Source organism: Parachryseolinea silvisoli (assembly GCF_021190955.1).
Taxonomy (GTDB): domain Bacteria; phylum Bacteroidota; class Bacteroidia; order Cytophagales; family Cyclobacteriaceae; genus Ohtaekwangia; species Ohtaekwangia silvisoli.
This window is the reverse complement of the sequence record NZ_JAIOAO010000001.1, coordinates 1483716-1509659: the sequence shown is the minus strand read 5'-3', so window position 1 is coordinate 1509659 and position 25944 is coordinate 1483716. Positions and strand designations below refer to the sequence as shown.

Annotated in this window: 23 protein-coding genes; 10 read left to right on the top strand and 13 right to left on the bottom strand. The window is 48.5% G+C overall.

Annotated elements, in window-relative coordinates; translation table 11 throughout:
* The first annotated feature begins 106 nt into the window (after positions 1 to 106).
* Both K7P01_RS32060 and K7P01_RS06250 read left to right on the top strand, forming a co-directional pair.
* The gene (locus tag K7P01_RS32060) at positions 107 to 295 is read left to right on the top strand and encodes a hypothetical protein (protein WP_397311096.1); all 189 of its coding nucleotides are present in this window, start codon (positions 107 to 109) and stop codon (positions 293 to 295) included.
* 83 nt (positions 296 to 378) lie between these two features.
* Entirely contained in the window at positions 379 to 558 is a 180-nt protein-coding gene (locus K7P01_RS06250; RefSeq protein ID WP_267290990.1) for a hypothetical protein, read from the top strand.
* 4 nt (positions 559 to 562) lie between these two features.
* Here K7P01_RS06250 and K7P01_RS06245 read toward each other — a convergent pair whose 3' ends face one another.
* The 5 genes from K7P01_RS06245 to K7P01_RS06225 all read right to left on the bottom strand — a co-directional run bounded on the left by K7P01_RS06245 (position 563) and on the right by K7P01_RS06225 (position 6013).
* Positions 563 to 2077: a phytoene desaturase family protein gene (locus K7P01_RS06245; protein ID WP_267290988.1), complete on the bottom strand. Its 1515-nt coding sequence runs from the start codon at positions 2075 to 2077 to the stop codon at positions 563 to 565.
* A 512-nt stretch (positions 2078 to 2589) separates the two neighbouring features.
* On the bottom strand, positions 2590 to 3591 hold the full coding sequence (locus tag K7P01_RS06240) for an MlaD family protein (protein WP_267290986.1): 1002 nt from the start codon (positions 3589 to 3591) through the stop codon (positions 2590 to 2592).
* A gap of 3 nt (positions 3592 to 3594) precedes the next feature.
* A complete protein-coding gene (locus tag K7P01_RS06235) occupies positions 3595 to 4332 on the bottom strand; it encodes an ABC transporter ATP-binding protein (RefSeq protein WP_267290984.1) in 738 nt (245 codons plus the stop codon).
* 4 nt (positions 4333 to 4336) lie between these two features.
* Positions 4337 to 5107, bottom strand: coding sequence for an MlaE family ABC transporter permease (locus K7P01_RS06230; RefSeq protein ID WP_267290981.1), 771 nt, complete (start codon positions 5105 to 5107; stop codon positions 4337 to 4339).
* 87 nt (positions 5108 to 5194) lie between these two features.
* Entirely contained in the window at positions 5195 to 6013 is an 819-nt protein-coding gene (locus K7P01_RS06225; RefSeq protein ID WP_267290979.1) for a universal stress protein, read from the bottom strand.
* 168 nt (positions 6014 to 6181) lie between these two features.
* On the opposite strand from K7P01_RS06225, the gene K7P01_RS06220 reads away from it, so the two are divergent.
* Both K7P01_RS06220 and K7P01_RS32055 read left to right on the top strand, forming a co-directional pair.
* A complete protein-coding gene (locus K7P01_RS06220; RefSeq protein ID WP_267290977.1) occupies positions 6182 to 6721 on the top strand; it encodes a flavodoxin family protein in 540 nt (179 codons plus the stop codon).
* Positions 6722 to 6756: 35 nt separating this feature from the next.
* The gene (locus K7P01_RS32055) at positions 6757 to 6927 is read left to right on the top strand and encodes a GrpB family protein (protein WP_397311095.1); all 171 of its coding nucleotides are present in this window, start codon (positions 6757 to 6759) and stop codon (positions 6925 to 6927) included.
* 124 nt (positions 6928 to 7051) lie between these two features.
* On the opposite strand, the gene K7P01_RS06215 is transcribed toward K7P01_RS32055, so the two are convergent.
* Entirely contained in the window at positions 7052 to 7735 is a 684-nt protein-coding gene (locus K7P01_RS06215; RefSeq protein ID WP_267290975.1) for a response regulator transcription factor, read from the bottom strand.
* A complete protein-coding gene (locus K7P01_RS06210; protein ID WP_267290973.1) occupies positions 7732 to 9279 on the bottom strand; it encodes a sensor histidine kinase in 1548 nt (515 codons plus the stop codon). The genes K7P01_RS06215 and K7P01_RS06210 overlap by 4 nt, the downstream gene beginning before the upstream one ends.
* A 283-nt stretch (positions 9280 to 9562) precedes the next feature.
* Here K7P01_RS06210 and K7P01_RS06205 point away from each other — a divergent pair, with 283 nt between their 5' ends.
* The 3 genes from K7P01_RS06205 (at position 9563) to K7P01_RS06195 (ending at position 14117) form a co-directional block, all read left to right on the top strand.
* Positions 9563 to 10291 carry a GLPGLI family protein gene (locus K7P01_RS06205; RefSeq protein WP_267290971.1) on the top strand — a complete coding sequence of 243 codons (729 nt, stop codon included), beginning with the start codon at positions 9563 to 9565 and terminating at the stop codon, positions 10289 to 10291.
* Between the two features lie 105 nt (positions 10292 to 10396).
* Entirely contained in the window at positions 10397 to 13192 is a 2796-nt protein-coding gene (locus K7P01_RS06200) for an outer membrane beta-barrel protein (protein ID WP_267290969.1), read from the top strand.
* A gap of 376 nt (positions 13193 to 13568) precedes the next feature.
* Complete coding sequence (locus tag K7P01_RS06195) at positions 13569 to 14117, top strand: dihydrofolate reductase family protein (protein ID WP_267290967.1); 549 nt, start codon at positions 13569 to 13571, stop codon at positions 14115 to 14117.
* 449 nt (positions 14118 to 14566) lie between these two features.
* Here the strand turns inward: K7P01_RS06195 and K7P01_RS06190 are convergent, their stop codons facing one another.
* Together K7P01_RS06190 and K7P01_RS06185 are read right to left on the bottom strand one after the other, a co-directional pair.
* The gene (locus K7P01_RS06190) at positions 14567 to 16156 is read right to left on the bottom strand and encodes a tetratricopeptide repeat-containing sensor histidine kinase (RefSeq protein WP_267290965.1); all 1590 of its coding nucleotides are present in this window, start codon (positions 16154 to 16156) and stop codon (positions 14567 to 14569) included.
* Positions 16157 to 16479: 323 nt separating this feature from the next.
* Positions 16480 to 16812: a hypothetical protein gene (locus K7P01_RS06185; RefSeq protein ID WP_267290963.1), complete on the bottom strand. Its 333-nt coding sequence runs from the start codon at positions 16810 to 16812 to the stop codon at positions 16480 to 16482.
* Positions 16813 to 17309: 497 nt separating this feature from the next.
* On the opposite strand from K7P01_RS06185, the gene K7P01_RS06180 reads away from it, so the two are divergent.
* Positions 17310 to 18170, top strand: a complete 861-nt coding sequence (locus K7P01_RS06180) for a hypothetical protein (RefSeq protein ID WP_267290961.1) — start codon at positions 17310 to 17312, stop codon at positions 18168 to 18170.
* A 20-nt stretch (positions 18171 to 18190) separates the two neighbouring features.
* Here K7P01_RS06180 and K7P01_RS06175 read toward each other — a convergent pair whose 3' ends face one another.
* From K7P01_RS06175 to K7P01_RS06160, 4 genes are all read right to left on the bottom strand, one after another.
* Positions 18191 to 18727 carry a Crp/Fnr family transcriptional regulator gene (locus K7P01_RS06175; RefSeq protein WP_267290959.1) on the bottom strand — a complete coding sequence of 179 codons (537 nt, stop codon included), beginning with the start codon at positions 18725 to 18727 and terminating at the stop codon, positions 18191 to 18193.
* A 259-nt stretch (positions 18728 to 18986) separates the two neighbouring features.
* Entirely contained in the window at positions 18987 to 19472 is a 486-nt protein-coding gene (locus tag K7P01_RS06170; protein WP_267290957.1) for a hypothetical protein, read from the bottom strand.
* 137 nt (positions 19473 to 19609) lie between these two features.
* Complete coding sequence (locus K7P01_RS06165; protein ID WP_267290955.1) at positions 19610 to 20524, bottom strand: helix-turn-helix domain-containing protein; 915 nt, start codon at positions 20522 to 20524, stop codon at positions 19610 to 19612.
* 20 nt (positions 20525 to 20544) lie between these two features.
* Positions 20545 to 21438, bottom strand: a complete 894-nt coding sequence (locus tag K7P01_RS06160; RefSeq protein WP_267290953.1) for an SDR family oxidoreductase — start codon at positions 21436 to 21438, stop codon at positions 20545 to 20547.
* A gap of 193 nt (positions 21439 to 21631) precedes the next feature.
* On the opposite strand from K7P01_RS06160, the gene K7P01_RS06155 reads away from it, so the two are divergent.
* Complete coding sequence (locus K7P01_RS06155) at positions 21632 to 22312, top strand: hypothetical protein (protein WP_267290951.1); 681 nt, start codon at positions 21632 to 21634, stop codon at positions 22310 to 22312.
* 404 nt (positions 22313 to 22716) lie between these two features.
* Positions 22717 to 25941, top strand: coding sequence for a SusC/RagA family TonB-linked outer membrane protein (locus K7P01_RS06150; RefSeq protein ID WP_267290949.1), 3225 nt, complete (start codon positions 22717 to 22719; stop codon positions 25939 to 25941).
* The last annotated feature ends 3 nt before the right edge of the window (positions 25942 to 25944 follow it).

Here is a 25944-nt window from a genome sequence, read left to right as displayed (position 1 = left end):
TTCCTTGTTAATAGCCACATGCAAGATGTGTAAATACCCGACACGGTCAGGGGGTACTGGAGTTTATGGATGAACTGGTTGTCATGCCGGATATCATTTTTTTGATATAAATATGCCGACGATAGATGGAAAGTCTTGCATCAAATGCATTAAGAACGACAGTCGCTTTGCCGGTATTCCTGTTATTGTTTACACAACATCAGCAAATGAAAAGGACAAAGAACAATGTTTGCAACTGGTGTTGAACAATATCTCATCAAGCCTTTTTGCCGATCGTCGAATGAGGAATAGATGATCACGAGCCTTTCGTCATATTGATTATAAGCCCTAATGTCTGTGAAACACTGGAGGCCATCTTTACAGAGCATATGAATGTCCATGAAAAAGATGTCCGGTATCTTCTCACTTAGCTTCTTCGTGAGAATTTTCCCGTCCTCTACCCTGTCACGGGCGACGGCCATCTCTTCTCGTTTACCGCAAAAGAAAAATAAAAAAATCTCGTCGTCGAAAGGCCAGGAGAGCGAGTTTCTCGTCATGCCGCCTACCTGGCAGGCCTAATGGGTCAGGCAATAACTAAAGTTTTGTCAGCTTCAAATCTCAGTCCATCTTTATGGCAAATGATTTGCGCTGTATCGCGGCCGGAAAGTAACACACCGGGAAGTCCACCACCGACAGCGACCCATTGACCGCACATGTAGAAATTTTGGAGTCCGGGAAGCGTATGAGAGAGATGTTTGAGCCCTGTTTCCGGGGTCATGAGCCAACCTTCAAAACTTCCGTTCCAGTTACCGGAGAAATTCCGAAAAGAAACCGGGGTGGCTACGTCGGTCATTTCAACGTACCGGGCAACGTCGCCCACCCTTTTTTCCAATACCTGTATAACTTCGGCCAGGATTCTTGCTTTTTCATTATCGTAACGGCGCTTATCATGCCGGTGCAGGTCGTTCCAGTAATCATAGTTGTATGTCTCCAGCATAAACGTTAGCAATGTGCTGCCTGCAGGGGCGAGTGTAGGGTCATAATTATGCGTATGGATAATCAGATCATTGACGGATGTCTCCGGATCCACGATAATGGGTTCCGGTAGCGGGATTAAGGTCATATTCGGTAACCTGGACAGTTTTCTTCTGACGCCAATCGATATAAAGATCAGGGAGGGGAAGCGTTTGGCTGTTCGGTAAAACTTTAGGAGCTCTGCATCAGTATACCTTCCTTCCAGCATCTCAAAAATGGTGGCATGACCGTCCGCTGCAGAAATGGTGTAGTCCGCGGTGTGTCGCTGGCCGTTTACCAACTCAATCCCCAGGGCCGTGTTGTTTGCTGTCAATATCTTGTGGACGTCGGCGTTGAAAACAATCTTGCCTCCGAGCTGTACATAAGCTTCCAGAATTCTTTCCGAAAAGGCCAACGATCCGCCAATCGGATACCCCGCTGTTTTGTTATGGAACCAGGTAAGCGTGATCATGCCGAAAATGATGCCCATGTCTGGTCCAGGCAGATTTTGCATAACCTTTTTTAGCAATGGATTCTTGAAACGCTCACTATACTGCCGGCAGGTCAAATTCATGTATTTTTGAAATGTTCCCAAGTACGGTATCAGTCGTATAAACGACTTTAGCCTGTCCCAAAGGTTGGCCAATTCGGGTGCCTTTTCTGTTTGCATGTCGAATGTTGCCAGGCACCGGAGGCCATGCGTGAACATACGAATCTCGTCTTCGTCTTCCGGCGCACGTAATAGAAATTCATGCTCGAGCCGCTCAATGTGGGAGAATACACGGATGTAGTTGCCGTGCTCGTCTTCTACCCGGAAATACTCGTCGCGATTGACGAATTTAACTTCATTCAAATCGATCAGCTCCGACCAGCGCTCATAAAAACTGCTGGCGGGACCGCTACCGACCAGCCAGTGAATACAAAGATCGATGGTGTAGTTTCCTTTTTTCCAGGAGGTGCAAACACCTCCCGCCGTGCTGTTCTTCTCAAAGATAGTAACGTCGTAGCCGTTCATTTGCAAGTACGCGCCGGCACACAATCCCGCCATGCCGCCACCGATGATGATAATTCTCTTCCGATCCATAGCTGTTGGGGTTATTAAGCATGCAAAGATTTTAGCGCCTCATATACCAGAAATGCCGGCCATACGAGTGCTTTCAAAAGACCGAGTGCTCCCAGCCAAAAGCTGGTGGCATGAGAGACGTAATAGATTGCCGCACCCACAACACCGAGTCCATACAGTGCGCTGTGCGGAGCATGTGGAGGAAATTCTGTTTTCATTGTTTTTAATCGAATATCAGGGTATTACCCCTGTATGTGCCGTGACGGGGATCATGCATGCCGTAGATTGTCATTATCTACTGTTGTTAGCTTCGCGTTAACGCTATTTTGAGGCTTCAGGTGTAAGCTCCGGGCATCTCTTCAGTCGTCAGGGGTGGCCAATTCACGGACCACCGCAGCTTTTATTTTCTTGGGTGGCATACTAGTGCAAGTATGCTGTTGATAGGGCTTTAGTTATCTGTGAACAACGTAGAGCCTCCAGCCCCGGGGCGACATGTATTTGTCATGGGTGTGGCAGGCAGACTAATTTCATTATTAGGGATTGCGTTGCGCCACGCCGGATGTGTCTTTGATGTCTCGGTGTTTTTTTTGCTGCCTCCGGAAATAGCCTCGAAAAAGGAAGTTGGATTTTAACGCCTCCATGTTTTCGTTGAAGCGCCCTGCGCCCTGCTCGATGCTCTGCAAGCTGTGCAGCAGGCTCTGGCGGGCCAGTGTGTCCGCCAGGACGAGTCCTGCGGCGCCGTCGCCCTGCTTTAGCCCCCCCACGATCTGATGGAGGTTTGCCATCATCGCCGATGTCTCCAGGCTTGCTTGCTGGATCTGACGCAGCGAATTATCAAGCTTGTTGGACAGGCTGGTGTCGGCGAACAGTCGGTATGAGATCCCCCGACCGGCGTGTAGTTCCTCGACGATATTTTTGGCAGTCTGCGTCATTTGGGCCGTGTTTGCCCCTGCGGTTTTAAAGTCGCCGACGGCGCCTTTCAGATTTTGCGCGAGTACGCTGTCGGAGAGCAAACTCCATAGTGTTTCGCTCGTTTTGAGCCGTGTCGTGATCTCATACAGGTCGGCCGATATTCGCACAACGTTATTATTGGTTGCGTTTAACGTACGAAGCATTTCTTCGGTCTCAACCGGCGTCAACGAAGAGATGGTGTCGTTTTCTTCGATCGGTCCGGCGGGCCCGGCAATTGGGTTCAGGTTAATGAGCTTGTCGCCCATTAGACCGTCCGTGCCGACCGACGCCATCACGTTTTCTTTAATATAGGGCTTCATCGCCTGGTCAATATTCAGTATTACTACAATGCCCGTGTCGCTGTTTAGCCGAATGCTGCTGACCGTTCCGACGTTAATTCCTTTGAACCTAACATTGTTTCCGGGCACGAGTCCATTGACATTGGTTAACACAGCGTTAATGGTGAACGTGGCGCCGAATAAATTTCGGTTTCTTCCGATCATGTACAGGGTAAACACCAGGAATACCAGACCGGCCATAACCAGCGTTCCAACTTTTGTATTATCAAGTGTTTTATTTCTCATAGTTTAATCAAAAAAATCTTTTATCCTGGGATCATTGGAATTCCTGAGATTTGCGTACGTGTCGTTCGCATAGCCGGTGCCGTCGATGAGTATAACCACCCGGTTGGAAGTAATGTTGATACAATTGATGTCGTGCGAGATAATCACCGACGCAGTGTTATACTTTTGCTGCACGTTGACGATCAGGTGACTGATCTCCCGTGAGGTAATGGGATCAAGTCCGGTTGTAGGCTCGTCGTATAAGATAATGGATGGACGGAGGATGAGCGTGCGCGCCAGTGCGATGCGTTTGCGCATACCGCCCGAGAGTTCAACAGGCATCATGTTCACCGTATGCGGCAGGCCCACATCAGTCAGGGCCTCCAATACCACCGCCTCCGCACCTTTTTTGCGTTGGTCAGCGTTCCAGTGGCGCCGCAGTGAGAACTCGAGGTTTTCCCGTACGGTCATCGAATCATACAATGCATTGCTTTGAAAAAGAAACCCAACACGCGCGCGCAGCACATCGAGTGCATCCAGGTCGAGGACATTGACATCTTCACCCAACACCTCGATGGTGCCATGGTCGAAAGGAATAAGTCTGACGATACATTTAATGAGCACAGATTTTCCAGATCCCGATTTACCCAGGATCGCTAAGTTTTCTCCTGGTGCAAGCGTCATGGAGAAATCCCGGAGTACATGGTTTTCTCCAAAAGACTTATGCACGTTGTGCACATCGATGACCGGCCCGTTTTTCATAGCATCAGGTTAGCCCAAGTAAATCCGTCACCTGCACGGCAATAAGGTCGATGATAAATACCAGCAAGGAGGCCACCACCACGGCGGAATTAGCAGATCGACCGACTCCTTCGGTGCCTTTGCTCGAATGATATCCCTTATAACAGCCGATGATACCGATCGCAAAACCGAAGAAGAATGTTTTGATCAGCGACGGGATGACATCCCCGAAACTCAGGGCATTGAAAACCTGTGTCCAATACAAATGCCAACTGACAGTCCCCCGGATATTCACGCCCAGGTAGGCACCATACAACCCGATGGCGTTCGAAAGGTTTGATAGTACCGGTAGCATGATGGTCGTCGCGAGCACACGGGTCACGACAAGGTATTTGAAAGGATTTGTGCCAGAGACATCCATGGCGTCGATCTGCTCGGTAACGCGCATGGAACCAAGCTCTGCTCCAATACCAGAACCGATCTTGCCCGCACAAATCAGGGCCGTGATTACCGGTGAGATTTCGCGCACTAACGAGACGGATACCATCGCAGGCAATAGGGACTGCGCGCCAAATTCGACCAGCGTTGGGCGCGACTGAATAGTCAGTACCAGGCCCATGATAAGCGCGGTGATACCTACCAACGGCAACGATTTATACCCGATCCAGTAGCATTGGCGGAAAAACTCTTCCAGCTCCTGGTTGCGTTTAAAAAGCTCACGAAAGAATCGAAGCGTAAAACGCGTTGTATCGCCTAGTTCGTTCAGGAATTTAGTATATGTTCTATCCTGTGCCATATGCTGATGTTGTATGCCAAAGATGACGGCTATTGAAAATGTAAAGGCTGATGTTTGTCAAGCGTTGGAGTGATCCGTATCAGTAACTTATTTCACGTGAAGCGTCCATACCGGTGTTTTGAGGAGATTTATAAGGTCTTCCGCCACGCTGCCGACAACAAGGTGTAGAAGGCCCTTCCAACCATGTGTACCCATGGCAATCAGGTCCGCTTCTATTTCCGTTGTGAAATTTGCTATTCCTGTCTCTACCGTGTAGTCGGATCGTATATGCAGCGTATAATTCGAAAACACACCACTGGCGAACTTTTCCAGGTCCCGCATGGCCTCTGGATCATTTCTGAAGTATAGCGGCGTGTTGATAGAGACGATATACAAGTGCGCGTCAAAGAATTCTTGTAGGTTCTTTACCACATCGACAAACTTGCCGTCCGGTTTGACCTGCATTACCGGAAGTATGATCTTTTGGATTTGTTTAGGATAGGATCGAATCGAAAAAACGGGAACCGGAGAGCGTCGAACCACTTTGTCGGCATTCGATCCTACTATGGCGTTGCCTTTGCCGTGCGTGCCCATGATGACGAGGTCGATATTGTATTCTTTAATGTATTTATCGACTTCCGGAACCAGGGAGCTGATCACATGCCGGAAACCTACTTTCATTGTAAAAGGTGCATAGCGTGACCAAATCACGCGAAATTTTTCATCGGATTCTCGCTCGATGTCTTTCAGAAAGTTCACGTTGAAGGCATAGGCGTTTGAAAGGGTAGGATGTCCGTTTAAGAATGTCATATCAATTACATACAACACGTGCACTTCACCGCCACTCTGTTTTGCTATGTCGATGGCAAACCGGAACGCATCTTCGGCGGGCTTTGAGAAATCGCAGGGGACGAGAATATTTTTCATATGCTTTTTGAACAATTTCGTGACTGGAGGCCTGGTTTGATATGATGGTGCTCGGGACAGGTGATGATTTCGCTCACGGCGAACAAGCGTCATAGTTCTCTCTGACCGCGGTCATAGGAAGTAGCGTTCTCCAAACCTACTTTAGCCGGCACAACCATACTCACTCTTATGAAAAACGTGATCGTGTACTACTCCTTTACGCATAACAATGAAAAGCTGGCGCGATTCTTAAGTGAAAAGCTTCAGTGCGAAAAGCTCGGGATTGAAACGGTGAAACCCAGGAACGGATTTTCTGTTTTTCTCGATATTTTCTTTAAGCGCACGCCAACGGTAAAAGACCTGGGAAAGTCGCTGGCGGCATACGACCATGTCACATTCGTTTCGCCCATCTGGGCTGGTAAGATTGCAACTCCGATGAAGTCATTGCTGCAAAAGGAACGTGGGATGGTAAGTCATTACTCATTCATCAGTTTGTGTGGCGGTGCACCAGGTCAAGAAGAAAAAATTGAGCGCGAACTCGTGTCACTGCTTGGCAAGCAACCAGACGCACATGTGGAATTGACCGTTCGCGATGCGATCGCTGTACATGAGAATGGTAAGATTCGGGCGACCGCCAGCCAGTACCGGGTGGAATCAGACGAATTGGAGCTTTATGAACCCCAGCTCAGGCAGTTTATTCTTGATCACAGTGTGGTGGAGGTGGAGTAAGGGAATCGAAAGATTGCGTCTCACTCGCCTGAGACATCGGCTCTACCAGTGTGTTAGAACTGGCCTCAAAAAATGTAATAGATATACAAGTAACTGTTTCCTATCTGCAGGCACCTGTTCGACAACAGATGGAAGAGGCTGGATTTATTTTTCATACCGGTATCGCCAGAGATCGGAACCTATTATCATCGCCAGTGCAGCAATAATTGGATTGTCACCAAAACTCATTCTATGAACAGATCAGAATTTTTAAAAACATCGATGATTTGGAGGCAGGATGGTGTATACCAACAGTTAGATAAAGTACCAGGGAACTCAAACGCGTCGTCGCTACGCGGCAAAATGATAACCGATGCCCTTGATAGTGATAATCTGGACCGATGGATCTTCCTTTAGGTAATCGCGCAGCTTGGTAATGTATACATCCAGGTTGCGCGAGTTGAAAAACGAATCGTCTCCCCACAATTTCATGAGAATATCTTTGCGGAGCACGGTGGCGTTCTTGTTGTCGATCAGGGTTTGCAGAAGGGTAGACTCGCGATGCGAGAGTTTTTTTACCGTCGTCTCATACCGCAGCTCATACCGCAGTGGCAGGAACTCGTAGCGGCCAATGGTAATGTTCTCGTGTGTCGTGGTCTTTTGTGATTGTGTAAGTTGTAGCAGGTTTGTAACACGAATAATAAGCTCCTCCATGCTGAACGGCTTGCGTATATAATCATTGCCGCCGGCTTCAAAACCTTTCAGCAGATCTTCTGTCTGTATCTTGGCCGTAACGAAAATGATCGGTAGTGATGGCGCCAGCCGGCGCATTTCCCTGGCCAGCGTATAACCGTCTCTGCTGGGCAGCATAACGTCGAGTACACAGATGTCGGGCTTCAGCGACAGGAACCGGGGTATGGCATCTTTGCCGTCGTCCACCATCGTTACTTCAAAATCGCGGCTTTCCAGGCTTTCTTTTACGATGCGCGCCAGGAAAGGCTCGTCTTCCACGTAGAGTATTTTGATCTTGCTCATGATGTCACGGCTGTTGTGCCTTGCCGCGGAAGGGTAATGGTAAAACAACTGCCTTTGCCAAGCTCGCTCTGCACGTCGATACGACCCCCGTGGGTGCGGACTACGCTCGCCACATAATTGAGCCCCAGTCCATAGCCCTTTGTATTGTGAACATCGCCTGTAGGTACGCGGAAAAATTTCTCGAAGATCTTTTTCTGGTATTCCGCCGCGATACCCAGTCCCTCGTCCTTTACAGACAGGCTTACGGAATCTGCCGCATTTTTTAATGACACCGTAATCATCGGACTTTTAGGGCTGTATTTCAACGCATTGTCAATGAGGTTGTAGATGACATTCGTGATGTGTATGACGCCTCCGCGCAGCACGAAGTTGTTTCCCTCTTTGATATAATGTATTGTAGCCCCGCGTGTTTCAAACCCCATCTTCATCGAGGCAATGATCTGTTGTGTGGCAGTGTCCAGGTCTATGTTCTCGGGGCGGTAGTTTACACCGTTGCTTTCAAACACCGAGGTTTCCAGGATCTTATCCGTCATCATCGCCAGCCGGCTCAGTTCGTGCTGCGCAATGTCCAGGTATGCCTGCGTGAGCGTGGGGTTGTCGATGGCATGAAAGTTCCGTAAAGCCTCGAGCGCCACACTTACTGTGGCTACCGGCGTTTTGAGTTCGTGCGTAACGTTGCTGATAAAGTTGTTCTTGGCTTCCATGAGGCGTTGCTGTGCCCGGAGGTTCCGGAACATTACCAGAAATGCGGTAGCCGTGAGTAGTGTCAGGAAAAGAACGAATAGAATTTGTGGTGTTATCTGTGCCAGGACAACGCCACGGACACTTGCCAGCGACGCCGTGTAACGGCTCACCGGGCTGATGCGAACGGCATCCAGCGTGAGCGAATCGCCGTACAGGGTGTTTTCACTCCGTTGCCCGGCTTCCTGCGTCAGCTCGAACTCCTTGGCAAATACGAAAGGGCCCGGTTGCCGGCCATGTTCCGTGGGGGGCACAACAGCATAGCGTATATTGAAAGGGACGTGTATGTTGGCGTTGGCAAGTGCCTGGCGATATTGCATACGCAGTGTGTCCATATTCAGGGTGTCGGCAGCCAGACGCACGATGAAACTCTTGCCCTGCCCGGCCATCATTTCACCACGGATCGTCTGGAGGCGCCCGGCAATCGGCCGAAGCATGTCCGGGCTGATAGAGTCGTTGGGTGAAATGGCCGTATAGACTTCTACCGAGCCGCGCTCATCATTGTCGCGAAGATGCTTTAGATGATTCGTCCGGAACGCGAATGCCGGCCGCGCTGAGTCAGTCGTTAAAACAGTTCCCACCGAATGTGGCAGCGAATCTGTCGGAAGAATCTCTACGCTGCGCATAAAGGTAGTGTCCCGAAGTGTCATGACGGTGGTCCGGAAGATCATACCGCTTTCGCGCCGCAGGCTATGAAATGCTTTTTCATACGAGCTCTGCAACCATAAAAATTGCAGCACGACCAGCAGCGCAAGACTGCAGATCATCAGCGTTACGGTTACGATGTTGTTGTTTCGCTTCATGTTTTTTGCGCTCCCTGTTCCATGACCAAAGTTTTTTTCCTGCACTCGGCACACCGCACGTGAACGTTGTTTTGTATCTGATACCAACCGTTGCATCGTGCCGTCGTAATACCTTAAAGCGGCGACGCACCGGTTATACAAAGGTAATGCGATCCGCCGGCGCAACGAGCCGCTTTAACCTTAATTAACAATCCTTTCAGATCTATTAACCGTGCAGAACCCTTTCGCGCGGTAGTTTTATCATTGAATTAACGAATCAGCCAACGCAAACACATTGGACGGTATGAAAAAAATAATCATTATCGGTAGTATCCTGGTATCGCTTGCCGTAGCGCACGTCGTTTCCGGCCAGATTCCTGCCGGTGTAATACGATATGAAGTAAAAATAAACCTGCATCGCCGCCTGCCGCCCGATCGTGAAGCCGTGAAAGATGCAATTCCAGAATTCGACGTACACCAGGAAGAACTCTTCTTCAACGAAACCACTTCGCTCTATAAACCTGTGGAAGAGGATGAAGACGAGTTTGAAGCCGACGGTGGCGGCATGCGCATGCGTTTCAGAAGACCACAAGGTGAATATTATACCGACCAGGCATTGGCCGTTTCCATCGTTCAGCAGGATGTTATGGGGAAGAAGTACCTGGTACAGGATTCGTTGTCCGTACTGCCTTGGAAATTAGGCGCCGAAACGAAAACAATCCTTGGTTATACATGCCGGCAGGCGGGCTATTATAGTGAAGAACGCAAACAGGAAATTGTAGCCTGGTATACAGACGCACTACGGCCGTTTCTCGGTCCGGAGCGCTTCAATTCATTACCTGGTGGCGTGTTGCAAGTAGATATGAATGCCGGCGAAATAGTCATCACTGCGCAGCAGGTGGCGCCGCGCCCGTTGAAGAAGCATGAGCTGAAAGCACCCACCGGTGGCGAACGCATTACGGAAGCGGAATTTCGGAAAATATCCCGGGAGCAAATGCAGCGTATGGGCAGAGGTCCCGGTCCCAGACCCTGATAGTATAACGATAAAAGACCGGCAATAAGCATGTCTACGCGCCGCGGCGCGTGCCGGCAATACTACTCCTTTTCACAAGCCATTGCTTAATGAAAAACCTATACAATGAAATGGTTTCTATACCTGCTTTTTTTTATTAGTCACATCGGTATCGCCCAGAAGCTCACGGTAACCGGGCACCTGAAAGATACCACAGGCACAGCCCTGCCATCGGCAACAGTTATGATACTGAGTGCAAAAGATTCTTCGCTCGTAAACTTCGGCATGACCGTTGCTGACGGCGCTTTCGAAATACGGAATCTAGCCCGCCAGGAATATATACTCAAGATCACCTACCTGAGCTATGCAACACTCATGCAGAGGATATCGCTCCCCGCCGACGACCAGGTGGATGTCGGTGATCTGCGTATGCAGCCACAGGCGCGACAGCTAGGGGAAGTAACGGTGGAAGACGATGCGCCTGTGCGTGTAAAGCGCGATACGATAGAATTCAACGCCAAAGTCTTTAAAACGAACGAGAATGCTGTTGTAGAAGATTTGCTTAAAAAGCTGCCAGGCCTGGAGCTTGACAACGATGGAACCATACGCGCACAGGGCGAGCAGGTAAAACGCATTACGGTTGACGGCAAGGAATTCTTCGGCACGGACCCCAAGCTCGCCACACGAAATCTGCCTGCCGATGCCATCAGCAAAGTGCAGGTGTTCGATAAAAAATCCGACCAGGCCGTATTCTCCGGCGTGGACGACGGTCAGCGTGAAAAAACCATAAACCTCGAGCTCAAAGAAGAAAAACGGAATGGCGCCTTCGGTACCCTCATGGGCGGTGTCGGAACAAACGACTGCTACCAGGCGAGGGCAAGCCTCAACCGCTTCCGAAAGCAGGAGCAACTGTCGTTTCTGGGCATGGCCAACAATATAAACGAACAGGGCTTCGGCATAGACGACTATATGAGCTTTACCGGCGGTTCACAGCAAATGGCAGCAGGTGGCGGGGGCATTGTGCGCATGACCATCGGCTCCAATAATCAGTCCGGCGTATCGCTCAACCAGGGAGGACGCAACAGCGGCATCATGACGAACTATGCCGGTGGAATAAACTACAATAAGAACCTTACCAAAAAGACCGAGCTAAGCACCAGCTACTTCTATAATCACCTGAATCACAACCTCCGGCAGACTACCGAACGTATCAACTTCGCACCCAGCGGCGACCTCACCTTCAACCAGAACAGCCGCCAGAACAATACGAACACCAACCACCGGCTGAACGCTATTATTGACCATAAGATCGACTCCCTGAATTCGCTCAAGTTCACAACGAATGTGACATACAACGAAACCGATACGGACGAAACCAGTGCGAGCGAGAACCTGGCCACGGGAGGAAGCCTTTTGAATGACAACGAAAAACGAACCATTGCCGACGGCGCGTCACTGACGGCAAACAACTCACTGTTATGGCGACATCGTTTTGCAAAGAAAGGACGTACCTTGTCGGTAAACGCGCAGCTGAACGTAACAGAAACGGATCGCAAGGGGAGCATCGATGCCCTTACCAACTATTATACACAGTCGGAGGGCGGTGTGCAGACGTTGCAAACCAACGACCAGGCCACCAACACCCTTACCTACAGCGGTACATTGTCGTACACGGAACCGTTGGGCGGTCGTAAATACCTGGAAGCGAACTACAGCTACCGCGCCAACGAGAACGACGTAGAGAAAAACGTATACGACATAAACAGTGGTGAGCCCGTATTCAACGATAGTTTGAGTAACTTGTATAAGAGTAATTACCAATATCACCGCGGCGGACTCAACTTTCGTATCAACCGGTCTAACTATACAGTAACCGTAGGGGCGGGCGTGCAGCAAACATTTCTCGATGGCGAGCTGATGCTGTCCGACGCTACGATATCCAAGTCGTACCGCAACGTGCTACCCGTAGTGCGGTTTAATTACGACTTCACATCTACACGGCACTTGCGCTTCGACTATGAAACGTCGGTAACGGAGCCGACCATACAGCAGCTTCAGCCCGTGGTGGATAATAGCGATCCGCTGAACCTTTCCGTGGGTAACCCCGGCCTGCGACCGGCCTATGCGCATAACGCACGCATCAACTACATAATGTTCAACCCGGCATCGTTCGTAAACTTCTTCGGCTTCGCGGATATTACGTATACAAAAAATGCCATCACTAACTCGCAATCGTATACAGAAGAGAGTGTTCGTATATCAAAACCCGTAAACGTAAACAACACACTGCATCTGAGCGGAAATGCAACCTTCGGCTTCCCCATCCAAAAGCTCAACAGCCGCTTCAGCATAACGGCCATGGCTTCGCAGCAGAAGGGCGTGAATGTCATCGACGATCTTCAAAGCACCATCGCCCAAAACACGCTCGGCGGACGCTTTCGCTACGATTACCGCTTTAAGGAAATGTTCGATATAAGTCTCAGCGCAAACATCAGCCGTCAGTCCACAATCTATGAGTTCGACGCCGCATCCAACCAGCTGTATTATAACAATACCTACACCACCGAAGGAAACCTTCACCTGCTCGATAACATGTATTTGCTGAGCTCGTCCCTCGAGTATCTTACCTACGAAAGCAAAACCAGCGATTACAGCCAGACAATACCCTTTCTCAATATATCCATATCCCGCTATATCCTTAAAGCCAAAAGCGGCGAGCTCAAACTATCCGTCAACAACGTGCTCGACCAGAGCACCAGCGTATCCCAGACAGCCGACGCGAACTACTTCCAAAGACAGGTCACCAATTCTCTCGGTCGCTACTATATGCTAACGCTCATCTATTCCCTCAATAAACAGTTCAACCCGATGGGAGGCATGCGTCCGCCCCCAGGCGGCGGTATGAGAATCATCAGACCTTAAATGTCTGAGGGCTTTTGTTTGCTATCAGTAATCCAATTGATGTCAAATGGCTTCGATTGGTTAAAATGAATATAGAAACATGCGTTAAGACTTCCATGGTAAGTATCCATGCGTGAAAGTATCCGTCATTCCTCCGTAGCATGTCTTTTGCTTATAAACAGATCTTGTCACAATTCATCCCCTAAGTTGTCGCTTTTACACCGCGTCAAATGCTGAAGTGAATTCTAATTTTGTATTGTCAAACGGGCAACAAATCAAATCTTTCAAGAGTGATTATGTACCTGGTAATGGCATTAAAGTTTAGGGTCACAAATTTCAATTAAAAAAAGTATATGAGAAGAATAATTGTTTTATCGATGATTGCAATAGATGTGTAATGCAAGCACCCGGCGGTCCCGGAGAAGATACATCAGGAGGCTTCAACTATGGCGGCTGGACTGCATCTTATGGTGACGAGGTTTTTACCAATATCTTGGCAGAAGAGTTGAAACCTGCAGATTATATTTTGGGTAGAAAAACATTTGAGATTTTTGCGTCCTACTGGCCTCAACATGCTGACTTTTGGCCAGGTATCAATGATGGCGCCAAATACGTCCTGTCGGAGACTATAGAAAAATCAGATTGGAAAAATACCAATTTCCTCAAAAGCCTGGATGACATCAAAAAGCTTAAGAATTCGGAGGGTTCTGACCTTCAAGTTTGGGGTAGTGGTAAGCTCGTTCAACTGCTGCTTAAGCATGACATGGTGGACGATCTCCGGCTCAAAATTTATCCCTTGATTCTTGGTGGAGGAAAAAAGCTGTTCGAAAGCGGCGCGATCCCGGCAGCATTTACATTAACAGAAAGTCATGTTACATCAAAAGCGGTTATTATAGCCAATTACAAGAGAGCCGGAGAAGTCCGCACAGGCAATGTTGGATCTTAAGGGAACAGGGACGGCGACACTGGAGTTTCCAATCCTCTTTAAAAGGCCGCTAAATCATAAGATTTGCGTTTTTTTGTTTCCAGAGTTACTATTACAGTGAATTTCAAGAGTGTCCGTGACCTCAGGTATCGATTATAACACGGTCGTCCAATTGATCGCCCGATTCAGGTAGTTCACATGTACATTCAACTGGTCAGCAAATCCAGAGGCCGAACGTAGATGGACACGCCGGAACGGTATAGCTTTTAGGATTTTAAGGATCGTGAAGCAGAACCTTCACTTTTGATTTTCTTCCAGTGTTGCATTCCCCATTCCGTTGGAGAGGCGACAACCGTAACTTGTTAGCCACTAACCTTTATGTAACAACTGATAAAATGTCAACAAACATAACCTAATTTCGGCTTATCTATTGGCATCCAATTGTTCAATGGCGAGTTAATGGGCAAGAATCACTGACGGGGATAGGTGAGGAGCCTGACAAAAAAACTTGCGCCGTCTCCTGGCTCGCTTTCACACCAAATCTCCCCGCCCATTGCATCGACAAATTTCTTTACGATCGATAGCCCCAGGCCGGTGGACGATTCGTTACTCGTTGGCGTAGCACTCAATTTCTGATACTTTTTGAATAACTTCTTCTTATCACTTTCACTTATGCCAGGCCCTTCGTCCCGAATCTCGCACAATGCCGTCGTGTCGTGATGGGTAATTGTAATATAGATATTCTTTCCCGGTGGCGAAAATTTGATGGCATTCGAAAGTAGATTATCAATAACCTGGTCGGTATAGCGCAGGTCGGAATTTACTATGATATTTTCCGGGAGGGAGGTCTGGATCTGTATTTGTTTTCGGCTTACTTCCACAATGGATCGATTCACGTTCGCCCTTACGACGTCTGAAAAATTAACCGGCTCGAGGATTACATTCAGCTGTGTTGCCTCGATCGCTTCAACATTCAGAATTTTGTTGATCATATCGCTAAGACGTACGCTACTTTGCTCCATCATATCAAAGTAAGTAGCAGATTCTTCATCGACCTTGCAGGTCATCTTGACCAATGAAATCATGCCTTTGATCTGGTTGACGGGACTTTTTAAATCATGCGCCACAATGCTAATCAAGTTGTTCTTTTCTTCGTTTAGCGAGATTAAGTCTTTGTTTTTACGTTCGATCTCTTCTTTTTGCTCGGTAACTTTTTGATTCGTTCGTTGTTGATTTTTGAAATTCCGATACGTTAGCGCCGCTAAAAAAATCATAACGAAAAATGCAGCGATGAGCGCATTCCGAATCCATTTTTCTCTGGCCAGCATTTCTTCTTTCTCAAATAACTCCAGTTGCTTTTGAGAAATTTCATATTCCGTGCGCAGATCCGCCATGTTCTGTACGGCTTCCAGATTATTGACGCTGTCCCGGTAAACAATGTGATTTTTGTAGTGCCTGAAAGACTCGTCGGCGTTGCCGGCGTGCATATACAATTCTGAAAGCTTTAGACTGGATTCACTGATTTGTTCTTTCAGCCCGTATTGCTTGGCAAGTAGCAGGCTTCTCGTAGCGTAATGCAACGCTGCTGGTTGATCACCTTTTTGGTGATGTATATCCGACATCGAAAGGAGATAGACACAAACGGGATAATAGTCTCCTAATTCCTCCAATATATGGGTTGCCTCTTTTATTTTCTGTTCGGCCAGGTTGTCTTCTCCCATACTGGCGAGCACCATACCAATATTGCCCGAACTATAGGCCTTTCCGATTAAGTAGTCGGTCTTTTGGAAAATGATCTCTGCTTCCCTGAAGTACAGTAATGCAGAGTCATAAATCTTGATGGTGAGGAATTCATCGCCGGCATTTAAGATGGCAGATGCCAACGAAACAGAATCATCCGATTGCCGTAGTATCGAAATAGCCTTGTTGAAATAAATCATCGCGTTACGATGATTACTGGCGCTACTGTAAATGCCGGCGATTGCCCCATAGGCATTTGCTTCACCCTGAAAATTCTGAGCTTTACGGGCGGCATCTATACTTCTGAGATAGGCCTCCAACGATTCTTCCAGATCGCCCAGTAGCTTCTTGGTATTGCCCTTCAGAAAAAAACCTCTGAACAGGTACAGGTGGTTGCCTGTTGCAGCGGATTGGCTGATGAGCTCTTCAGCATAGTGTAGCGCCAGTTTGAGGTCTTTGACCTCGTTAAACGCGAGGTGCCTCAGTAATTCTAACTTTGCAGTGTCTTGCAGGGTACCTTTTTTGTAAATCTTCGCCAGACTGTCCGCTATTTTTGACTCTGACCGGAAACGTCATAACAAACGAGACAAGAGAGAAAAAACAAAAAAGAGTACGCAATCCTTCTGCTGGGCATGGCAGTTGGCTATGGATTTACCCTGATTTTTGGGTCGGAGGTGTAAATGGTAGCGTCGCCTACTTTCAGGTAATTGATGGTATAGGTTTCGGTCACTTCGCTGGCAGGTGGAACGGGATTAATGCTTCCCTCCCAGCAAGTGGAATTCAGGGGGGTGGGGTTAGGGGTGAATACATCAACTCCATCAATTTCGGTGATGGCGGTAATCGAGGCTACGCCGGAATTGCCGTTGATCAGCCATGTTACGGTATCGCCGGCCTCTGTCGTGGTTAATCCGTCGTCCGACAGTATCAGATCATTGTTGCTCTCAATTCCTGTAATGGTAATGATGTGGTTTGCCATTTCTCTTATTTGTTGCTGGTAAAAAAAATATTTCCAACAAGTTATCCATCCCCTGGCAATTTCCAATTTCGAGTGGCAGGAATATACTGTATATTTTCCGTGACGTTGCTGAAATCAGAGACTTCCCAAAAAGCCATCGACATCCCTCAATGGCAAGGGTTTGTGTTGGAAATCAAATACTTACCTCCTGCCGCTTCGGTCACTTGTTAAGGTGATAGAGGGCATAGAGCTTGTCGATTGGAAAATCGGCGAGTACTTTCCATCTGGAGAGTCTTGAGCGCCCAGTATTTTACCACGCTCCAGATAGGCGACAGTGTACCTTCCATCTGCCTTAGGAATGACATGATCGTCGCCGACGATTCGTCGCTGGTCGTCATAAGAGGGGAGGCCGTTACACCACAAAATACTGAAATCAGGCTTGTATACCCAAATAGGGCATTGCGTAAGGTAGGCACATGCCCGTGCTTTAGGGTTTTGTACCCCAAGACAAAGACCCTATGAAAATCCCTCAATCTTGCGTATTATTTTTTACACTACTGGCCCTTTTTTCGGCCGCTTGTAAGGACGATAAAGATTCTACCCCCACACCGGCGGGTGCCGTGTGCGCGCTTACCGGCGAAGCAACGACGTTATCCGGCAACGAGAAATCGTGGACATATGAATACAATGTCCAGGGCCAGATCACGCGCATCAATCGATTCAATGTCTACGGAACCTTAAGCCACGTTGGCGATATTTCTGACAACATCGTAAAATATGCCACCGTTCCTTCGTCGGCCACGCAAGACGTCACGCAGGGGTACGAATATGGCGGCGGCAAGCTGATCGACGCGAAACCTACAACCGTCTCGGTATCCATTAGCATCGACAATGAAATAAGTCAGGACTATATGACACTCTTTTTCTTCTATGATGCCCATGGCCGTCTGGAACGGGTAAGGGAGCAAACCGGCCATGTCAATGGCGACCTGGAATGGGACCTGCATATTTATTACAACGATCAGGACAATGTCACCGGCTTGTACTACGAAATTACAACCAGTCCGGCAGGTACCGGCTCGACAGTGAGCGTAGAGGCATACGACAATAAACCCACCCCGTATGCCGGCATCGTAAACTGGAAGTTCCTGATGAATAATTTCGCGTGGAACAACTACGATCCCGAGCCAATTCTGACGGCCCTAAGCAAGAATAATCCCCTGGACTATGTCCTCAACGAAGGCAATCCCGCGCAATACGCCCGAACCATGACGTATGAGTACAATGAAAATGGCTACCCGACAAAGCGGACGAATACTAACAAAAATGCGTCGGGAGAATACACATTTACACAAACCTTTATATACGAGTGTCCCTAAAACGCAATAGCGGCGTAACTCTAACGCTGTATACGCTTCCTGATCCGGCTCAGTGAAGGATTAGTGATGCCCAGGTAAGATGAAATATGATAGGCCGGAATGCGCTCTACGATATTCGGATGTTCTTCTAATAACCGGATGTAACGCTGTTCATGCGAAAAGAAAACAAATTCTTCGGTACGTGTTTGCGCGTAGGAAAAGAATAACTCGGCTAGCAACCTACCAAATTTACTCCAGTTGGGATTGGAGTCGTAAAGGCCATTCAGATCGTTATACGAAATGGATACGATTTCAGAATCTTCCATGGCTTCTATAAAGTACCAGCAAGGATTGCGTGAAATGAAACTCCGGAAGGACACAACAAATTGATTTTCTGAAAAGAAGAAGAGGTTTTTATCCTCTTGCTTATCCTGGTCATGATAATAAATACGGAATATTCCCTTCACCACCAGTCCCAGGTCGCTGCAAACCATGCTTTGCATGTTGAAGAAGTCGCCTTTGTTGATTTTCCGGGATTTCCAGAATGGCAGACCCTTGTTGATGTCCTCCTCTGCCATTGCTGCGAAATTTCTCAGATACTGGGATAAGGTTTCATTTTTGTTATCCATTTGATTGTCGTATCAGTTTGTAAATAGCGGGCAAAACAGAACGAATTTCGTCAATCACCCGCGGCCTGATTTTAACTTAAGTTAAAATTCTGAAATATTTTTTAATACAGCAGGCTCACGGATGTGCTATTGTCAATGAGCCCTGTAAAAATTTTTGGTATACGACGTAATCTTACGTTTGCCTTCCATAGGCAGAGCGGAGTGCGCGTCAGCCTTTGTTGATTTTTCTTTGTTGTATTAGCTGGTAAACAGCCCCAGCCACAAATAGAACGAGAAGGACAAGCAAGGTCTTACCAATCAATGGGTCGCTTGCATCTTTGGCTAACGGGTTGCCGACTGGAACCCGGGTGAATGTTTCGTTTACAGTGGGAACCAAAGAAAGGAAAAAGCTGAACGAGAGGCAAAAGGTCTCAAAATAGCGTGCTTTAGTGTTTCCTTTCTTTTGTGCGTAAAGAAACAAAGCTACCAGTACGAGCACAAGTACCAGCAACGAAAACAGATGTCCTGGGTTAAAGCCTCTATGTTTGCTCAAACCCAGCGCCGTTACAGACGTGATGACCGTTCCGACGAAATAAATAATCCCACTTTTACCTGCGAGATTTATTTTTCGATACTTAACATACGATACTAACGCTGCACCAATGGCAATGATACCGATTGCGGTATGGAAAATGCCTAAATTTGATAATCCCATTTCAGTTTATTTTCTGCAAAGTTTCACAGAAATCGCGTAATGCTTTTTCACTTAAGTTAATTCCATAGCGTCGGAACCGTGACTAATAAATTTAGTTGCGTGGCTAGAGGAGAATCAGGGAGCAAAATGAAGTTAGCTCAGTTAAACGATCTTCGAAACTCCAACGGTGAGAGGTTGGTCTTTGTCTTGAAAAGTTTGCTGAAGGAAGCCAGGTGTTCGAAGCCCAGCTGATAGGCAATTTCACTGATCGATAAGTCAGTGGTAGATAGTTTTTCTTTGGCCAATTCAATCAGTTTATTGTGCAAATGCTGTTGTGTACTTTGCCCGGTCAGTGATTTTAGCAGGCTGCTCAAATAGTCGGGCGTAATGTGTAGCGATTCGGCAATGTCGACAACGGTCGGTAACCCTTTTTCTATCAGTGCACCGCTATTAAAATGGTGGTCGAGCAATTCCTCCAGTCGGTTGAGTATATCGTGGCCGGACATCTTGCGCGTAATGAATTGGCGCTGATAAAATCGATCTCCATAGGTTAGCAGTAACTCCAGCTGTGCAATGATCACGCTTTGGCTAAACTTGTCGATCGCACTGTGATACTCTTGTTGCATACTTTTGGCAATGGCAGTGATCATCGTCTCTTCTTTGTCGGAAAGATGCAAGGCCTCGTTTGCTGCATAGCCGAAATATTCATATTGTTTGATCGTTTTGGCCAACGGTGTATTCCACAACAGATCCGGATGGAATAAGATCATCCATCCGGAAGGGCTGTGTACGTAATCTTTTTCAACCTGTATTGTTAGCACCTGACCCGGTGCCATAAAATGCAGCACACCCTCGTCAAAGTCATGCGGCTGTTGTCCATACAACATTTTTAGGTAAAAGTTCTTCTTTAAGGAGATTGAATAAAAATCGAACACCCTACTATAGGAACCCTCCACCGGCGGCCCCAGCGCCTCCAGGTCGATGATCGTGATAAGCGGATGCTCAGGTTTTTGCAGCCTGAAAAGTTCATGGAATTCGCTGATGGACCTGACGCGTATGACCTGTTTGTTCATGCTACCACAAGGTAACGCAATTATTTGACGTAAATTTTCCCAGTCAGGTCGTCGGCAAGCGACGCGTGCGATGGCTGCCATCCTAATTGCTGCTGCGTAATCTTGCTCGAGGCGGGACAGTCTATGCCGACAAAATGAGCAAACGTTCCAAAGTGAGCAGATGCTTGCTCCGGAGCGATAGACGCCACTGGCATGTTGAGTTTTGCGCCTATTGCCTCCGTGATGGCTTTGAGCGTAATCGCTTCGTCGCCGACAGCATGATACCGCGCACCTGCCTCGCCGCGCTCCAGTGCTAACCGGTAGAGTCGGACAGCATCCAGACGGTGGACGGCATTCCAGCAGTTTAGGCCTTCGCCAATATAGGCAGCCACACCCTTTGCACGTGCCGTGTTGATGAACATCGGCACGAAACCATGGACGTCGCCTTCACCATGGACGGAAGGAGAGAGCCTCATGACCATAGCACGTACACCCTGCGCTACGAAGGCCAGCCCTGTATCTTCGGAAACACGCGGGAACTTTTCCCGATCGTGTGCGCTGACCATATTTTCGGTGGCCAGGCGGCCTGGGCTGACCAGCGCTGTGCCAGAAGTAACAATGAATGGCCGGTTCGAGCCAACGAGCACCGAGCCGATGGCTTCAATCGCGCGGCGATCTATCTCGCACACCTCTTTGAATCGAGAAAAATCATGAACGAAACCAGCATGGATCACGCCATCTGCGGTGGCGGCTCCTCTTTTTAAACTTTCCAGATTTTCAAGATCGCCCCGGTGAACCTGGGCGCCTGCCGCGAGAAGCGCCTGAGCAGAAGCCTCTGACCGCGCCAGTCCCAATACCTGATGGCCGGCATCTGTTAATTCCCTAACAAGGGCAGAACCAATGAAGCCTGTAGCTCCTGTGACAAATACTTTCATGTTTGTGTTTTTTTACAACACAAAGATCGCGCAGTGTACCAACGCAGATTTAGCCAAATCTTGGATTGATTTAGCTAAATCTTGGATAAGGAGGTAATGGATTAACGAGAATAAAACTGAACCTAAAATCACGGACCGGCTGTGGCTAAGTCGACAGAATTGAAGTAGATTTGGATAGCTACGATTGACTATTATGAACTACGAAGAACACTTTGATCGCTCGGTAAAGTTACGGAATGAATTTTGGGCCGGGATTGGCAAGGTGCATGAAGACGTAGTGGCGCATTTCATTAACCCTGCCTTTATGGGCGGACCTGCCTGGCCTTCCATCCGGCAGGCTTTTATAAAAATAGATACACCACAAGGCACCATCGTCGCCAGCGACGGATTGAGTGATCCCTACAGCGACTTCGATGCTAATCCAAACAACCAGGCATACAACGGGATAGGCTGTGAATTTTACCTGGAGTGCGACGAGGTGATCGAAGATTTCCAGGCGTTCCAAAGTTCCTGGCAGTTCCAGGTGTTATATCAGATGGCGCAACAAGCCGCCAGCAATCCAAACATTGTAGGCATCATCGAAGAGTATACCTATATTTCGACTGAGCTCTACGACTGTAACGGCGTACCCGAAGAACTTGTCAACGAGGAGGGGCGCATAGGCGTACTCATCGGACTGCCATCAGCCACCATTCCTTCCAGGGTTCAGTTAAGCATAGAAAATATACGCATGGTCAACGTAAAGCTCTTGACGCTTCCAGAATTGAGCTACATCGTACAAAACGGCCCCGAAGGAAGAATCAAATTAGGGGAGCTATTGCTCCAGCAGGAGAAATCCAGCAAGTCGTTTCTGGAACGACAGTCAGTAATTTGATCCGTAGCCGGCTATTATATCATACTAATCCCAAGATTGCCAGCACAGGTTGTCGTTGTAACCCGCCCGAAGGGGCAGACCCGTGTCGAAACCCTGTCATATTGCGCGCCCATACGCAGGGAATTCCTCCATCCAGGGCCCGCTGCCGCGCGAGCGTTAAGCCGGGAATACATATTTGGCAGACTGCGTAATCGGTTGCGCATAAATACCCGTGGTTCCGCACACACACTATTACAAAGAGGTATCAGGATCAAAAGAGCGACTGAATAGGCCAAATATACGTTTATCGATCGTTTGCATAAATAGTAATTGTTTGTTTGAAATGTCTGATCGGAATCGTAAATATGCAATCGATTGCGCATAATGATGCGTATTTCACCCAATTTTCAACCAATCTAACCTATATGAATCCATATCCACATGTTAAGCGATGGGTGTCGAGGGGTTCCGGTCTTATCCTGTTGTGCCTTGTCGTAACCTTGCACGGCAACGCACAGAACAAGGTCGTGACGGGAACGGTCAAAGACACCGACGGCGTGCAAATGCCCGGCGTTTCGATCTTTGAAAAAGGCACCAGCAACGGCACGACTTCCGACGTCGACGGCAAGTTTTCCCTCTCCGTGTCACCCGGCGCAGTGCTGACATTTACCTTCATCGGCATGGCCGTAAAAGACGTAGAGGTCGGCAATCAAACCTTCCTGGACGTTGTGCTGGACCACGACGTTAGTCAGTTAGACGAAGTAGTCGTTATCGGTTACGGTACCGCCAAGAAATCCGATCTGACAGGCTCTATTGTTTCCGTCACCGGCGATGCCCTGCGTAAAGTTCCTGTTTCAAATGTAGCCGAGACGTTAACGGGGCGCCTGGCAGGTGTGCAAGTGTCCTCCGCAGAAGGCTCTCCTGATGCTAACATTCGAATCAGGGTGCGCGGAGGGGGTTCCATTACACAGGATAATAGTCCGCTTTATATTGTCGATGGGTTTCAGGTTAATGCTATCTCAGACATTTCTCCTTCCGACATCCAATCGATTGATGTGTTGAAAGACGCCTCTTCCACCGCCATCTACGGATCACGTGGGGCCAACGGCGTAATCATTATAACTACTAAGAGCGGCAAGCCCGGTAAAGTCTCCGTGAGCTACAATACCTTTTACGGCGCCAAGCGCATCGCCAAAACGTTGGACGTACTGCCCGTAGAAGACTATGTTAAATGGCAATACGAATATGCGGTACTGAAAAATGATCCGAAAGGCCTGGCGTCGTACGAAGATTACTTCGGCACGTGGGCCGACCGCGACTTGTTTAACGGCATGAAAGGTAACAATTGGCAAGAGCAGGTGTACGGTCGTACCGGTCACGTCTTTAGCCACGATCTCAGCGTACGCGGCGGCGGCGATAAATTCTCTTACTCCGCCAACTATGCGTTATACGACGAAAAGGCGATCATGATCGGCTCCGACTTCCAGCGGAATAACCTCACCATGAAGTTTAATAGCAAGCCCGTAGAGCCTGTCGAAATCATGTTTTCCCTGCGCTATTCAGATACAAAAATTAATGGCGGCGGTACGAACGAACAAAACGAAGCTTCTGCGTCTGACTCCCGCCTGAAGCATGCCGTAACCTATGCGCCTATTCCGTTAGGTGGTATCACAACCGACGACACCAACGAAGAAATAGCCAGTTATATGATCAATCCCATCGTCGCTACCAACGACAACGATCGTGAGCAAAACCGCAAAAACTATAATATGGTGGGCAGCGTATCGTGGAATATAATTGATAACCTGCAGTTCCGGTCAGAAATTGGCTTGGATAATGTACGCACCCGCGACAACAGGTTTTATGGGTTGACGACGTATTACGTGCAAAATACGCCCACCAGCGAAAACCAAAATCATCCGGCTGTTATTATGACGCAGACCGAGCAGCAACGGTTTAGAAATGCCAACACCCTGAACTATAACTTCAAAGGCCTGCTCGGGCAGGATCATAACCTGAATCTGTTAGTAGGCCAGGAAATGATCCATACAAAGAACTCAGCCTTTGCCTCCGTCGTACATGGCTTCCCGACATTGTTCAACGCCAGCCAGGCATTTAAGCTCACCACACAAGGAAAGTCGCAGAGTACGAACAACTTTTTAAGTCCCGATGACAACCTGTTTTCGCTCTTCGGTCGTGCCAACTATGAATTTAAAGGCAAGTATCTGCTCTCGGCCACATACCGTGCTGACGGATCCAGCCGCTTTCTCGGTGACAACAGTTGGGGATACTTTCCTTCTGCCGCCGCCGCCTGGAAAATCTCAAGCGAAGAGTTTATGGCGGGTACCAGTGGCTGGCTCGATCAGTTGAAGCTCCGGGTGAGCTATGGAATAGCCGGTAATAATAATATTCCGGTTGGGCAGACGGCGCAAACTTTCGAATCAAGCGTCAATACATGGATGAGCGGTTTCACGAGTTATTGGGCTCCGTCAAAAATACTGGCCAATCCTGATCTGCGTTGGGAAGAGACAAATACCCGCAACATCGGGTTGGACTTCAGCACCCTGCAGGGGCGTGTCACGGGTACATTCGATGTATACCTGAACAACACGACAGGCCTGCTGGTAGAGTTTCCCGTGCCGGGAACGGGCTACACCAGCCAGTACCGAAACCTGGGCGAAACCGAAAATAAAGGACTTGAGGCCTCGATGAAATACATCGTAGTAGAGAAACAAAATTATGGGTTCGATGTAAGCGTCAACGTAAGCTTCAACCGGAACAAGGTCAAGTCACTGGAAATGATGAATAACTTTGGCCGGAATACAAACTGGGCCTCGACCGAGATCGGCGACGACTATATGGTGGAGACAGGACAGCCCGTGGGCATGATGTACGGCTACCTGTCCGACGGTCGGTACGAAGTGTCTGATTTTGAAGGTTACGATGTCACCAAAAAAGCCTGGATTCCCAAAGAGGGCGTGGTAACGGCAACCGACGTTGTCGGCGCGGCTGCCCCGGGCATGATGAAATTGAAAGACAACACCGGCGATGGCGCCGTGAAAGCCGAAGATCGCGTAATTATCGGTAACGCTAACCCCAAGCACACCGGCGGTATCATCCTGAACGGTTATGCCTACGGATTTGATTTGTCGGCCGCCGTCAGCTGGAGCTATGGCAATGACATTTACAACGCCAATAAGATTGAATATACATCGTCCACACCACGCTATCAGTACAGAAATCTCAGCGCGATCATGGCCGATGGCAAGCGCTGGACGAACATCGACCCGAATACCGGCAGTCGTGTAACAGATCCAACGGCGCTGGCAGCCCTCAATGCCAATACCACGATGTGGTCACCCTACATGGCCCGCTATGTGTTCAGCGACTGGGCGGTAGAAGATGGCTCGTTTCTGCGACTGAATACGCTGACACTGGGCTATACCGTTCCCTCGTCGTTCACCAGTCGCGTGCACATTCAAAGCTTGCGCCTTTTCGCCACGGCCTACAATGTGTTTATACTCACCAACTACAGCGGATTTGATCCCGAAGTGTCGACACGAAGGAATTACGCGGTTACACCCGGCGTTGACTACTCCGCGTATCCCCGCAGCAGACAGCTCGTTTTTGGTTTGAACCTTAACTTCTAAGCC